The sequence below is a fragment of the Massilioclostridium coli genome, from assembly GCF_900095865.1.
Lineage (GTDB): Bacteria > Bacillota > Clostridia > Oscillospirales > Ruminococcaceae > Massilioclostridium > Massilioclostridium facile.
In genome coordinates this window covers 1,237,844-1,252,116 of the sequence record NZ_FMIZ01000007.1, presented here as the reverse complement: position 1 = coordinate 1,252,116, position 14,273 = coordinate 1,237,844, and the positions used below count along the sequence as shown (strand labels likewise).

16 protein-coding genes are annotated in these 14,273 nt (G+C 40.3%); 15 read left to right on the top strand and 1 reads right to left on the bottom strand.

Features of this window, described 5'->3' with window-relative positions; all coding sequences use genetic code 11:
- Window positions 1–351: 351 nt before the first annotated feature.
- Complete coding sequence (locus tag BQ2683_RS10830) at window positions 352–1,110, bottom strand: DeoR/GlpR family DNA-binding transcription regulator (protein ID WP_069989053.1); 759 nt, start codon at window positions 1,108–1,110, stop codon at window positions 352–354.
- A 357-nt stretch (window positions 1,111–1,467) separates the two neighbouring features.
- Between BQ2683_RS10830 and BQ2683_RS10825 the strand changes: the two genes are divergently transcribed.
- From BQ2683_RS10825 to BQ2683_RS10755, 15 genes are all read left to right on the top strand, one after another.
- Window positions 1,468–2,940, top strand: a complete 1,473-nt coding sequence (locus tag BQ2683_RS10825) for a rhamnulokinase (RefSeq protein ID WP_141720217.1) — start codon at window positions 1,468–1,470, stop codon at window positions 2,938–2,940.
- 29 nt (window positions 2,941–2,969) lie between these two features.
- Entirely contained in the window at window positions 2,970–4,175 is a 1,206-nt protein-coding gene (locus BQ2683_RS10820; RefSeq protein WP_069989051.1) for an acetate kinase, read from the top strand.
- A 34-nt stretch (window positions 4,176–4,209) separates the two neighbouring features.
- On the top strand, window positions 4,210–5,058 hold the full coding sequence (locus BQ2683_RS10815; RefSeq protein WP_069989050.1) for a class II aldolase/adducin family protein: 849 nt from the start codon (window positions 4,210–4,212) through the stop codon (window positions 5,056–5,058).
- A gap of 171 nt (window positions 5,059–5,229) precedes the next feature.
- Window positions 5,230–6,231, top strand: coding sequence for a cob(I)yrinic acid a,c-diamide adenosyltransferase (locus BQ2683_RS10810; RefSeq protein ID WP_069989049.1), 1,002 nt, complete (start codon window positions 5,230–5,232; stop codon window positions 6,229–6,231).
- Window positions 6,232–6,278: 47 nt separating this feature from the next.
- Window positions 6,279–7,730, top strand: coding sequence for an aldehyde dehydrogenase family protein (locus tag BQ2683_RS10805; protein WP_069989048.1), 1,452 nt, complete (start codon window positions 6,279–6,281; stop codon window positions 7,728–7,730).
- Between the two features lie 54 nt (window positions 7,731–7,784).
- Window positions 7,785–9,011 (top strand): zinc-binding dehydrogenase, encoded by a 1,227-nt coding sequence (locus tag BQ2683_RS10800; RefSeq protein ID WP_069989047.1) that lies wholly within the window; start codon window positions 7,785–7,787, stop codon window positions 9,009–9,011.
- Window positions 9,012–9,068: 57 nt separating this feature from the next.
- Window positions 9,069–9,413 carry a BMC domain-containing protein gene (locus tag BQ2683_RS10795; RefSeq protein WP_069989046.1) on the top strand — a complete coding sequence of 115 codons (345 nt, stop codon included), beginning with the start codon at window positions 9,069–9,071 and terminating at the stop codon, window positions 9,411–9,413.
- Between the two features lie 44 nt (window positions 9,414–9,457).
- A complete protein-coding gene (locus tag BQ2683_RS10790) occupies window positions 9,458–9,730 on the top strand; it encodes a BMC domain-containing protein (RefSeq protein ID WP_186996341.1) in 273 nt (90 codons plus the stop codon).
- Window positions 9,731–9,749: 19 nt separating this feature from the next.
- A complete protein-coding gene (locus BQ2683_RS10785; protein ID WP_069989044.1) occupies window positions 9,750–10,037 on the top strand; it encodes a BMC domain-containing protein in 288 nt (95 codons plus the stop codon).
- 125 nt (window positions 10,038–10,162) lie between these two features.
- Window positions 10,163–10,438, top strand: coding sequence for a BMC domain-containing protein (locus BQ2683_RS10780; protein WP_235843933.1), 276 nt, complete (start codon window positions 10,163–10,165; stop codon window positions 10,436–10,438).
- A gap of 87 nt (window positions 10,439–10,525) precedes the next feature.
- The gene (pduL, locus tag BQ2683_RS10775; protein ID WP_083256465.1) at window positions 10,526–11,179 is read left to right on the top strand and encodes a phosphate propanoyltransferase; all 654 of its coding nucleotides are present in this window, start codon (window positions 10,526–10,528) and stop codon (window positions 11,177–11,179) included.
- A gap of 100 nt (window positions 11,180–11,279) precedes the next feature.
- Window positions 11,280–11,534 (top strand): EutN/CcmL family microcompartment protein, encoded by a 255-nt coding sequence (locus tag BQ2683_RS10770; RefSeq protein WP_069989042.1) that lies wholly within the window; start codon window positions 11,280–11,282, stop codon window positions 11,532–11,534.
- Window positions 11,535–11,552: 18 nt separating this feature from the next.
- A complete protein-coding gene (locus BQ2683_RS10765; protein ID WP_069989041.1) occupies window positions 11,553–12,887 on the top strand; it encodes a 4Fe-4S dicluster domain-containing protein in 1,335 nt (444 codons plus the stop codon).
- 11 nt (window positions 12,888–12,898) lie between these two features.
- Window positions 12,899–13,444 carry a BMC domain-containing protein gene (locus BQ2683_RS10760; protein ID WP_069989040.1) on the top strand — a complete coding sequence of 182 codons (546 nt, stop codon included), beginning with the start codon at window positions 12,899–12,901 and terminating at the stop codon, window positions 13,442–13,444.
- Window positions 13,445–13,528: 84 nt separating this feature from the next.
- A complete protein-coding gene (locus tag BQ2683_RS10755) occupies window positions 13,529–14,209 on the top strand; it encodes a hypothetical protein (protein ID WP_069989039.1) in 681 nt (226 codons plus the stop codon).
- Window positions 14,210–14,273 lie beyond the last annotated feature (64 nt).

Below are 14,273 nucleotides of genomic sequence, written 5' to 3'. Positions count from 1 at the left end.
TAACTTTTCATGATTAAAAATATTTATACTTAGTTGTAGTGAATCTGATTAAATTGGGGTAATTTTACTTTAGTGGAAACAAAAACACGTTGAAAAATAATAAAAATCCTATTATGATAATAGGGGATAAAAGTAACACAAATTATTTATTAAAATTGTGGTACTATATCTAGTATATTAGATAAGGAATAACCCAATTTATTCTATAAATTAGGAATCAATACTGCAATTTACACAAAAGATCCGTTTTGAACTGTGGATAGTGCCATATTGTGTGAATAAGTTTTCAAAAATCGAGAAATCACTTGATATTTTTCTGATTTTCAGTTAAAATTTATATGTTAAATAGAACTAAATTAGGGTATTTTGTTCTGTTTGGTATTGTAAATCCTGATATTTTTTTGGAAGTTCAATATCGCAGATCAGCTGCCAAAACTGATTTAAATGGCAAATTCTACAAAAATATTGGGTATCCAGTTTGCTGGAGTCAAACAATAAAATGGGCCGTTTGGTACTGTTAATAAAAGCTCTTTTGATATTAGCTTCATCTTCCGAAGGGACAGTTGCTCCAATGGTTAGGTCAATTCCTCTACTGGACATAAAAGCCAAGTCGGCATGGAAATGGGAGATGAATTCACAGGCAGCAGACCCAACAATGGATTTGGCATTTTGTCGAACCATCCCTCCAGCACAGTAAACCTTTACCCCTTTGTAATCTGCCAGGATATCCGCTACACGGATGCCATTGGTTACTACTGTAATATCCGAATAGTTTTTCAGGTAGCGGGCTAACCGGCAAACTGTACTACTGGAATCTAAAAAAATGGTTTGTCCATTTCGGATATACCGGAGCGCTTTTTGAGCAATCATGTCTTTTTGCTCCATGTTTTCACTTTCTCGTAAGGCAAGGGGAAATTCTGATGTAGTGCTCTCAATAATGGCAGCGCCACCGTGAGTTCGTTTAATTAGCCCATCTGCTTCCAGTTTTTTTAAATCCCTGCGGATCGTCGCACCACTGGAATAAAGCTGTTTGCAGAGGTCTTCCACAGAGGCAACATGCTGTTTGGATAAAATTTCTAAAATATCATTTTGTCTTTGTAATGGTAGCATAATTTTCTCCCGTTATTATTTTTGTAATATCCTTAAAATCAGTTGTGTTTTATTAAGGTTGATTATTTATGATTATTTATGATTAAATTTACCCCTATTGGTGTGCATTAATCTAAATTTACGCCAGATATAGACACAACAAGGATTTTCCTATATAATAATGGTAGCAAATTATCGGGAAAAAAGCAATCAATTTTAATCATAAATTAGAAAGGCGGTTGATTGATATGGACATTTCTGTGGTGAATTTAACACAAATGTACTATCATCCGCCCATTTGTGCTAAATTTTATTTTTGATTCCTATACTGTATTTATACAGTATTAAGATAACATATTTAAAGGAGATGTGAGTATATTGGGTAAAAAACGTGTGCTGGCATTCGATTTCGGTGCTTCCAGTGGTCGTGCAATTATTGGTGAGTTTGATGGTAAGTCCTTCCAAATGGAAGAAATCCATAGATTTACCAATGACCCTGTTATGGTGAATGGAACTTTTTATTGGGATATCCTCCGTTTGTTCCATGAAATTAAAACAGGTATTACCAAAGCAATCCATGCAGGCGGTTTTGATGCAATTGGTATTGACACTTGGGGGGTTGACTTTGGCCTGTTAGATAAAAACGGCAACCTGTTGCAAAATCCTGTCCATTATCGTGACTCCCGTACAGATGGTATGCCAGAAAAACTGTTTTCTGTTGTTCCAAAAGAAGAAGTGTACAATGAAACAGGAATTCAAATTATGAAATTCAACACAATTTTCCAGCTGTTCACAATTGCGCAAAAAGAACCAGAACTGTTGGAAAGAGCAGAAACAATGCTGTTTATTCCTGACCTGTTTGCTTATTTCTTAACAGGTGTGAAAAAAGCGGAATATTCTATTGTTTCTACTTCCCAGATTATGAACCCTAATACAGGGGAATGGACTTATGACCTGTTGGAAAAATTGGGTGTTCCTACTTCTATCCTTCCAGAAATCATTGACGCTGGTAGCATTTATGGCATGTTGTCTGATGATATTTGTGAAGAATTGGGCGCTCCAAAAGTTCCAGTAATTGCAGTATGTACACATGACACAGCTTCTGCTGTTGTATCCGTTCCTTCTGAAGAAAAAGACTTCATCTATATCAGCTGTGGTACCTGGAGCCTGTTTGGTACTGAATTGGATAAACCAATTATCAGCAAAGCTTCTGAAGAATTGAACGTAACCAACGAAGGTGGTTATGACAGAACAGTCCGTTTCCTGAAAAATATCATGGGTACTTGGCTAATCCAGGAATCCCGTAGACAGTGGATCAGGGAAGGCTTTGAAGTTACTTTTGCTGATCTGGAAAAAGAAGCACTAGCTTGTGAACCATTCAAATGCTTTATTGATCCAGATTGCTTAGACTTTGAAAAACCAGGCAACCTGCCAAAACGTGTACAGGAATTCTGTGAAAGAACCGGCCAATATGTTCCTCAGAACCGTGGCGAAATCATGCGTTGTATCTACGAAAGTTTGGCAATGAAATACCGTTATGCTTTCAATGCAATCCGTGAAGTAACTGGCAAAACTTATAACACAATTCATATGCTGGGTGGCGGTACCAAAGATAGACTGCTTTGTCAGATGACAGCAGATTCCTGTAATGTAAAAGTAGTTGCTGGTCCAATCGAAGCAACAGCTACTGGTAACATTGCGGTTCAGCTGATTGCGTTAAATGAAATTAGCGGTTTGAAAGAAGCTCGTAAAATTGTAAAAGATTCTGTTGAACCAAAAGAATATGATGTAAAAGACGCAGCGAGTTATGATGCAGCTTATAGCCGCTTCTTAGAAATCGTTGGTAAATAATATAACATAGATTGGGGCATATAAAAGTTATGAAGATTCTGGTTATTAACTCAGGAAGTTCTTCATTGAAGTATCAATTTATTGATATGGAGACAAATGATGTTCTCGCCAAAGGATTATGTGAACGCATCGGTATTGATGGCGTAATTACACATAAAAAAAGCGGCGCAGAAGATTATAAAAAAGAAGTGGATTTAAAATCCCACGACGAAGCAATTCAGTTGGTACTCAGCATGTTGCAGGATGATACATACGGCGTGATTAAAAGCATTGATGAAATTGATGCTGTTGGTCACCGTATCGCCCATGGTGGTGAAAAATTAAAAGAATCCGCCGTAATTAAAGATGAGGATTTGGAATATTTATATTCCATTCAAAATCTGGCGCCACTGCACGTTCCACCTGCAATCAAAGGGATTGAGGCTTGCCGTAAATTGATGGACGGTGTTCCACAGGTTGGTGTATTTGATACCTCTTTTTATTCTACAATGGAACCAGAGAGCTATGTATATCCTCTGCCTTATGAATTATATGAGGAACATCAAATTCGTCGCTATGGCTTCCATGGAACTTCCCATCGTTATGTTGCGTCCCGTGCAGCAGAAATGTTGGGTAAAGACATCAAAGATTTGAAAATTATCACTTGCCACTTGGGGAATGGTTCTTCCATTACCGCTGTTGACTACGGTAAAGCAGTGGATACCTCTATGGGATTCATGCCAAACGGTGGTATCCTGATGGGTACACGCTGTGGTGATATCGATCCTTCCATCCTTCCATACATGGTGAATGCATTGGGAATGAGTGGAGAAGAAGTAGAAACCATTATTAATAAAAAATCCGGTTTGTTAGGCGTATCCGGTGTTTCCAGTGACGCCCGTAATGTTAGGGAAGCCGCTGCACAGGGAAATGAAAGAGCACGCTTGGCGGAAAAAATTCTGGTACACGGCATTAAAAAACATATTGGTAGCTATGTAGCGGAAATGAATGGGCTGGATTGCATTGTCTTTACTGCTGGCTTAGGTGAAAACAGTGCGGATGTCCGGGAATGGGTATGTGAAAACATGGACTACCTGGGTATTCAAATGGACAATGAAAAAAATGCGTCCGCACCAAGAGGCCAAGAAGCAGATGTTACTGCGGAAGGCGGAAAGGTAAAAGTATTGGTAATTCCAACCAACGAGGAATATATGATTGCGCTTGATACTGCTACTTTAGCAGCACAAGATAAATAAAAAAACTTTAACTGAAAAAGTGAGGTAATGAAAAATGGTATCAGGATACGAAATCAAAAAAGAGATTTGCGAAATCGGTAGAAGAATTTACATGAACGGTTTCGTTGCTGCTAACGATGGTAACATCACCGTTAAAATCAGCGATAATGAGTATTACTGCACACCAACAGGCGTATCTAAAGGTTTTATGACCCCAGATATGATCTGTAAAGTAGACGCAAAAGGGAACAAATTAGAAGGTAGAGCTGACTGCAGACCTTCTTCCGAAGTTAAAATGCACATGAGAGTGTTCGCTGAAAGACCAGACGTAACAGCTGTTGTTCATGCTCATCCTCCTGTAGCTACTGCTCACGCTGTATGCAATATCCCTCTGGATACTTTCATCATGCCAGAAGCGGTTATCTTCTTAGGTACAGTTCCAATCTGTGAATATGGTACCCCATCCACAAACGAAATTCCAGATTCTCTGATGCCTTATATTCAGACAAATGACTCCTTCCTGCTGAAAAACCATGGTGCTCTGACCATCGGTAACACATTGGAAAAAGCATATTTCCTGATGGAATCTACAGAATTCTTTGCAAAAGTTAGCATGTACTGCCGTCAATTAGGTGGCGCTCAACAGTTAGACTGTGACCAAATTAACAGATTGCTCGAACTGCGTAAAGAATTTGGCGTACCAGGTGCACACCCAGGTTGCCCACAGTGTGAAGTTCTGCCAGGTTCCGCTGTACCAGTGAACTCTGCTAACCCAGACGGCAGCCAGGTAAGACATCCAGCAGCTGTAATCCCATCTACACCTCCAACCAACACTGCTGCAAACGTTGATAACAGCCTGATTGCTGAAATCACTAAAAAAGTAATCGCTCAACTGAACAAATAATTTTTTGACAGAAAAGCGAGTTTGGTTGTAATGCAAAGGGAACTTTGCACCCCAGGAACCATAGGTTCCATATCAAGTATATTTTAGAAAAAACCGTTTGCGCCCTTGTCCTCTTGGACTTAGGTTTTGACTAAAATCATGCTAGTAAACAATCATTAAAGGAGGTGGGCGATGAGTATTTATACGCGTAATGGCGATACAGGGTTTGCCAGTACAAAAAATCGTATGAGAATCCCAAAAAACAGCCCTGTGTTTAAACTGTTGGGAGCATTGGACGAATTCTCATCTGCCCTTGGTTTATCAAAACAAAAACTGCCTCAAACCATCAGAGATGTTGTAGAACAAATCCAGCAGGATGTCATTGCGATTTCTGGCGAAATCGCTGGCGGTGAAAAATTCACCACCAAAGAGAAAGTGGATCATCTGGAGCAAGCGATTGATTCCATTATGACCCAACTGCCAGAGATCAAATCCTTTATCCTCCCGGGTGAAACCGAAGGAGGAGCGGCTTTGGACTTAGCCAGAACGGTTGTACGCCGGGCAGAGCGTGAAGCTGTTGCCGCCTCTCAAATGGGTGGTATGTCCCGCGATACAATTGCATGGCTAAACCGGATTTCCGATCTGGTATATGCATTGGCTCGAATGGCTGATTTTTCCGGCGGCACACCAATTTCCAAACCTGAAGAAGAGACAGCAACCTCAACCCCTGTTGCAACTCCTGCGGTTGCGGTGGCAGCAGATGAAAAAATCACTGTCGACGGCAACCAATTTTGTGATAAGGCGGAGCGTTTATGTGAAGCTGTTATGACAAAAGCGCGGGCAGAAGGTTTGGGTGTTGTAACCGCAGTATGTGACAAAGGTGCCAACCTGGTCGCGTTCAAACGGGATGACAATGCATTTCTCGTCAGCATTGATGTGGCGATAAACAAGGCATATACAAGTGCCTCCTTAAAAATGACTACTGAAGAAGTAGCCAAACTGACCGAGCCCGGGGCAGGCCTAGAGGGCTTGCAATACACCACAAATGGGAAATTAATCCTGTTTGGCGGCGGTGTCCCCTTGTATGATAGTAATGGGGAACTGGTTGGTGCATTGGGTGTCAGCGGAGGTACAGCTGACCAAGATAAAGGGCTCGCCGAATATGGTGCTCAGCTCTTTACAAAATCATTTTAATATATTCGATTAAAATGAAATTTTCATGAAGGGGGTTTGGAAAAAGAATGGTATTTTCCCAAAATCAAATTGATTCAATTGTACAAAGTGTTGTTGCTCAGATGCAAGGTACAACTCCTACATCTGCTCCAGCATACGATTCCACTCAATATAACGGAAGACAATACTTGGGCGTTTACGCTACCATGGAAGAAGGCATTGATGCCGCTGCTGATTCTTATAAAGTAATCCGCAACATGAGCGTAGAACAACGTGAAAAAATCATCACCGAGATCCGTAAACTGACCCGTGCGGAAGCAGAAATTATGGCAAAACTCGGTGTTGAAGAAACCAAAATGGGACGTGTTGAACATAAAACACTGAAACATATTTTGGTTGCTGATAAAACACCTGGTACAGAGGATATTCAGACAGAAGCACAGTCCGGTGACGGCGGCTTGACTCTGGTAGAGATGGCTCCATTTGGAATCATCGGGGCTATTACACCAAGTACCAACCCAAGTGAAACAGTAATTTGCAACTCTATTGCAATGATTGCTGCTGGTAATGCGGTTGTATTCAACCCACATCCAGGCGCAATTAAAGTTTCCAACTATGCGGTAGACCTGGTAAACCGTGCATCTTTGGCAGCGGGCGGACCAGCTAGCCTGGTTTGTTCTATGGTAAAACCAACCATGCAAACTGCAGATGTAATGTACAAAGATCCAAGAGTTAGAATGTTGGTTTGTACAGGTGGTCCTGGCGTAGTAAAATCTGTTCTATCTTCTGGTAAAAAAGCAATCGGCGCAGGCGCAGGTAACCCACCTGTTATTGTTGACGATACTGCTGATATTAAAAAAGCTGCAAAAGACATTATTGATGGATGTACATTCGACAACAACCTGCCATGTATCGCTGAAAAAGAAGTATTTGCTTTTTCCAACATTGCAGATGAACTGATGTACAACATGCAGCAGAATGGTGCTTACTTTATTACAGCAGCTCAGGCTGATGAACTGGCAAAAATCGTTTTGGTAGAAAAGAAAAACGAAAAAACCGGTAAAATCACATACTCTGTTAGCAGAGACTGGGTTGGTAGAGATGCGAAGAAATTCGCAGCTGCTTTGGGGATTGAAGTGGACGACAGTGTTCGTTGCCTGATCTGTGAAGTAGAAGAAGACCACTTGTTTGTTCAGACTGAATTGATGATGCCAATCCTTGCTGTTGTCCGTGTCAAAGATATTGACGAAGCAATCGAGAAAGCTGTCCGTGCTGAACATGGAAACAGACATTCTGCTCATATGCATTCCAAAAACATTGAAAATCTGTCAAAATTTGCGAAAGCAATTGAGACAACGATCTTTGTTAAAAATGCTCCATCTTATGCTGGTATCGGTTTTGGCGCAGAAGGCCACACAACCTTTACCATTGCAGGACCAACTGGTGAAGGCTTGACTTCCGCAAGAAGCTTTACAAGAAAACGCCGTTGTGTAATGAAAGATATGTTCCATATCATCTAATTGGTTTTCCATTAGATGATATGGTAAATTGATAGAAAATAGAGGTGCATATAAATGGATTCTAATCAAATTAATGACATTGTACGCCAGGTTCTGGCTGAAATGAATGGTGCAAAACCTGCAACTCCAGCTGCTCCAGCTGCTTGCAACAATGCTCCAAAAATTCCTACTACTGCTAAAGTAGCTATGCTGACTGGCTTAAAAAACATTGAAGTAAAAGAATTCCCTATTCCAGAATTAGGCGATGATGATATCCTGGTTCAAGTTGAAGGTGCTGGCGTTTGTGGTACAGACGTTCACGAATGGAAAATGGACCCATTTGGTATCATCCCAGTTGTATTGGGCCACGAAGGTACTGGTACTGTAATCGCAAAAGGTAAAAACGTTACCTGCGATACTTCTGGTAAACCATTGAATATTGGCGACAAAATCGTTACTTCTGTAATGAGCTGTGGAGAGTGCGGTATTTGCCGTATGCATCCAGAAAACACAAACCTGTGTGATGGCCAAGGTGTATTTGGTTTGGTACAGGATTCCGATCATAACCATCTGACTGGTTGGTTCGCAACCCACATGGTAATTAAAGGGGATAAAAACCCAACTTACTTTGTTGTAAATGACCTGAACCTGAAAGAAAGAATGTTACTTGAACTGGTTACAGTTTGTGTACATGCTCTGGAAAGAGGAAAATCCACAGGTCTGTTGAACTTTGCTAGCACCGTTGTATTACAAGGCTGTGGCCCTGTAGGTTTGACAATGCTGTCTGTTCTGACAGTTGCTGGTATCAACAACGTCATTGCAATTGACGGCAATGCTCAGCGTTTGGAAATGGCGAAAAAATTAGGCGCTAACATGACCATTAACTTCTCTGAAGTAAAAGACTTGGAAGAAAGAGTTAAAATGGTAAAAGAATCTTCCTTGACTGGTTTAGGCGCAGACTTCATTTACCAATGTACAGGTGCACCAAAAGCAGCAGCTGACGCTTATGAATACATCAGACGCGGCGGTGGATTCTGTGAAATGGGCTTCTTTGTAAACAATGGTACCTATGAAGTAAATCCACACTTTGCTATGTGTCAAAAAGAAATTAACATGGTTGGTTCTTGGGACTACAGCGCTCAGGATTACCCAATCGGTATTGCATTCCTGAAACAAGCTAGAAAATTAGGCGTTCCAATCGAAGAATTGATCACTCATTCTTATCCATTGGATCAAATGAATGAAGCTATGGAAACAAACGTAGCTCAAAAAGGAATTAAGATTTGCTATATTGCCGAATAAGCAAAAGTATGTTATAATAATAACAAACAATAGCAACTCTGTAAGGGAGAAAGATTTATGGCATTAGGAATGATTGAAGTTTACGGTTTTGCAACATCCATTGTGGTAGCTGATGCGGCAGCAAAAGCTGGCAATGTAAAGATCGTCGCTATCGAAAACAACAAACCAGCTCCAGCAGTGGTGGATACTGTAGCAGTCCCTTTGGTAATGTGTGTGCGTTTAGAAGGGGATGTAGCAGCTGTGGAAGCAGCTGTAGAGGCAGGCTCAGCGGCTGCAAAACAACGCGATCTTTATATTACTTCACATGTGATTTCCCGTGCAGAATCTGACACCAATAAATTAGCTTATAAAAATACGCTCGGAAGAGATAAATTATATAAGCACAATAAAGAAACAAAATAAAAGATTTGTATAATAAATTCAATTTCAGAAAGGATTTGAATATCATGGTAGAAGCTTTAGGTTTATTAGAAACAAGAGGTTTAGTTGCTGCAATCGAAGGCGCAGATGCAATGTGCAAAGCTGCAAACGTTACATTAGTTGGTTCCGAAAAAATCGGTTCCGGTCTGGTAAACATCATGGTTCGTGGCGACGTTGGAGCTGTAAAAGCTGCTGTTGAAGCTGGTGGTCAAGCTGCTTCCCGTCTGGGCGAAGTTATTGCTACACACGTAATCCCAAGACCACACAACGATGTAGAAAAATTGCTGCCAACAAAATAATTAATTGAGGTGACTGCGATTGGATAAGGCAATTGCGTTATTAGAAGTGCAAGCGTTGACTGCGGCAATCGCCGGACTTGATGCTATGTTAAAGGCTGCCGATGTCAGACTTATCCACGTTGAAAAACGTTTGGGCGGTCGTTTGGTAACCATCGTAATTGATGGTACAGTATCTGCGGTAACCGCAGCTGCTGAAGCCGGTGCACAAGAAGCTGACAAAGTTGGCTCTGTAAAACTTTGCGAAGTAATCCCAAGTCCTCATGAGGAATTAATTCCATTCCTTTATTCGGATGATTTGGATGATTAATCAGCAATAGGTTTGCTGTGCAAATAATCGGTAAAGCCGAAAAAGCGCAGCTTCTAAATGAAAAAATTACCCCTATATAGGGAAGATGAATTCGGTGGCAAAACACCAATTTTCATTAGGAGGATATAATAATGGAAGCTTTAGGTATGGTAGAAACAAGAGGTCTGGTAGCTGCAATCGAAGCAACAGATGCTATGGTAAAAGCTGCTAATGTTACATTAATTGGTTCTGAAAAAATCGGTTCCGGTTTGGTATGCGTAATGGTTCGCGGCGATGTTGGAGCTGTAAAAGCTGCTGTTGAAGCTGGTGGTCAAGCTGGCTCCCGTCTGGGTGAAGTAGTTGCTACACATGTAATCCCAAGACCTCATTCTGATACTACAAAATTGTTCCCTAACTTATAATAGTTAAGCAATCAATCTGTTTTGTTGCCTGCCTTGTTTGGCAGGTGGCAAAACAAAATTTAATTTCAGAATAGAGGATGGCGCCTTATGAATGTTAATCCAGAATTAATTGCGAGTGTTGTAGCTCAAATTTTGGCTGAAGGTAGCGCAAAAGGCGCAGGCGAACCAAAACCTGTTCCTGTTGGTATCTCTAACAGACACATTCATCTGTCCCGTAAAGACTTGGATACCCTTTTCGGTGAAGGCTATGAATTAACTCCATTAAAGGATCTTTCTCAGCCTGGTCAATATGCTTGTAAAGAGCTTGTCACAATTGTTGGGCCTTCTTTAAAACCAATTACCAATGTAAGGGTTTTAGGGCCAATTAGAAAAGAAACTCAAGTTGAAATTTCTCGCACAGATAGTTTCGTGTTAAAGGTAAAACCTCCAGTACGTGAATCCGGTTCTTTGGAAGGTTCTGCTCCGATTATGGTTGTTGGGCCAAAAGGAGTTATTAACCTGGACAAAGGCTGTATTATCGCAAACCGTCATATCCATATGAGTTTGGAAGATGGTGCTGCTTATGGCTTGAACGATGGCGATTATGTTGACGTTGAAGTACAGGGCGAAAGAAGAACCAAATTCTATGATGTACAGGTTCGTGTAAATAAAGCGTTCTGCTTGGAAATGCATGTAGATACTGATGACGCTAATGCAGCTGGCTTAAAAAATGGTGATATTGTAACTGTTGTAAAAAGATAGTTTTGTTCCTGCTTTTGGCTGGTAAGGCGTACATAAGCCATTCTTCCGTATTTCCTATCAGGTTCGCTTATGCAAATTTAAGATAGAATGGAGAGTTACCATGTTAATGGGACAAGTAGTAGGGAATATTGTATCCACCAGGAAACACGAAAGCCTGGTCGGTTCCAAAATTCTTGAAGTCAAACTATTACACGAGAATAAAGATATAGATGAATTTATGATCGCAATTGATTGCGGCGTAGGTGCAGGTATCGGTGACCGTGTATTGATTACAACAGGTAGCAGTGCCCGTTTAGCGCTGCGCGACAAAGAAACAGCTGTTGATGCTGTTGTTGTAGGAATTATTGATGAATAATGCGGAGGGAAACTTGTTTTGAAAATTGATGAACTGAAAAGTTTAATAGCATCCGCTGGGGTTGTTGGAGCCGGTGGAGCCGGATTCCCAACTGCATTTAAACTGCGTGATGGTATTGATAAATTTATCATCAACGCCGCTGAATGTGAACCATTAATTTATACTGACTATTATTTATTAAAAAACTCCTTGAATAAAGTGCTGAAAGGTGCAAAAGCTATCATGGATGCCTGTGGTATTCCAGAAGGTTTTATGGCTGTTAAACAGCACACCGCTGCACGTCTTTCTTGGACAGATGGTCAAAAATTAACAGATGGTATTTCTGTTCATTGCCTGCCGGATGTATATCCAATGGGCGATGAAATCATCATGATTTATGAAGTAACTGGCAGGATTGTTCCTCCTGGTAAACTTCCTGGTGATGTAGGATGCGTTGTAAATAACGTAGAAACCCTGTATAATGTTGCAAATGCTATGGATAATCAGCCAGTAACAGAAAAATGGGTAACAATTAACGGTGATTTGACCAATAAAATGATGATTGGTGTTCCAATCGGTACCCCTGTCATTGAAATTTTTGATAAACTGGGTATTAAAGTTCCAGAAGGTGATATCGTTGTAGATGGTGGTCCAGCAATGGGGAAACCAATCGATTATAAAACTGCGGTTATCACTAAAACCACAAAATCTTTATTGATTTTGCCTGACAACATTCCTTGTACTGCAAGTATGTTAGGTGATATGCGTGTTACTATGACGCACGCTTCCTCTAACTGTTGTTCTTGTACTATGTGTACCGAACTATGTCCAAGGGCCTTAATTGGTTACCCTCTGGAGCCACATAAAATTGTTCGCTCTGTAACCAACCGCGTAACTAGCAATCCACAGGATTATTTGGTTGCTACTACTTGTAGTGGTTGTGGTGTTTGTGAACTATCTGCTTGCTGTCAGGGTATTAGCCCACGTAAAGTTTACACTGCTGTAAAAGGCGAATTGGGAAGAAATCGTATGAGATACGTTCATCCAGATGATAAACCTTTACAGGTAATGAGTGAACGTGACAACAGAATGTTGCCAAGTACAAGATTTATGCAGAGAATTGGTGTGGATAAATATGATACTGTTATCCCAGAATTCAAAGCAGAAGTAAAAATAGATCCAACTCACATCAGTCTCGCGCTGAGACAACATGTCGGCGCTCCTGCTGCACCAAATGTAAAACCTGGTGACAGTGTAAAAGTTGGCGATATTGTTGGTAAGGCTGCTGACGGAATTTCCGCAAACATCCACAGCTCTGTTAACGGCGTTGTAGAAAGCGTTGATAACGGTGTTGTAGTAATTAAAAGAGTGTGAGGTGAGAGACGATGTTACAAACAGTTGGAGTTATCGAATTAAAAAGTATTGCAAAAGGTATTCTGGCTTGTGATGAGATTTTGAAATCCGCTGAAATCCAGTTGATTTCAGCTCATACAGCATGTCCTGGTAAATACGAAATTATTATCACTGGTCAGCTCTCTAACGTACAAATCGCGATTGACCGTGCAACTGATAACTATGGCGAATATGTATTGGATTCTACTGTAATGGGTAGAATTGAGCCTACTGTTATCAAAGCGCTGTTTGGTGGCGTTGCAGATTGTGCGAAAGGTGCAATTGGTGTTATTGAAACATTCTCTGGTACCAGCGCAATCAAAGCAGCTGATAGCGCTGTAAAAGCGGCAGCTGTTGAAATTATGGAAATGAGCATCTCCCGTGGTATGGGCGGTAAAGGTTATGTTGTTGTAACAGGCGATATTGCTGATGTTACCGCTGCTGTTGAAACAGGTGCTGAATATGCGAAAAACCAAGGCTTGCTGGCAGGTACATCCTTGCTGGCTGCTCCTCACGAAGACCTGTGGCAGTACATCTAATGTAGATGATAAATATTTGATAAAAAAGACCAACCAAAATTTTTGGATGGTCTTTTTGTTTATTATAAATTTGGAGGAAATGATATGGATCAAATGATAGATTCTTTAAGACAGAGTATTGCAAAACCTATCCTGGAGATAGGGGCAGATTTTACTGAGATTGGAATAGATTCAATTATAGATTCCATTTTGGATAACGATATTTTGAAGTCTATCCCTGTTGTGCAAACCTTAATAGGAGTATGTAAAGTATCATACCATATTCATGAACGAAACTTAATGAAGCAGACTTTATGTTTTATTCAAGGAATTCATGATGGCAGTATTTCATCAGAAAAGCTTAATTCCCACTTGAGTAAATTAGATCAGGATCCGAAACAAGCGGAGAAAGAACTTGGTAGAGTATTAATCATTTTAAATAAGCAAATTGATGGTATACAATCGAAAATAGCAGGATGCTTTTATAGGGCATATGTAAACCGGAATATCTCTTGGGAAAAATTTTGCGAACTAGTAGAATCAAATTATCGTATGTTCATAAGTGATTATACAAAATTACAAGAGATATATGAGCAAAATAATATTGTGATAGATGGATCGATATCCTACCAGATAGATCGACTGGTTTCTTTGGGATTATTACGAATTACAAACCATGCTAATACGGTTGGTACAACATTAGGTGACTTGGATAATGGTTTTACAAAAAAACATGTAACTATTACATCCTTTGGAGAAGTTTTTTGCAAATATGGAGACTTATAGAAAAAGCTGTATATTGGAATGAATACACAGCTTTTTAATAAGTTAGTTTAAAAGCATCCTGCTA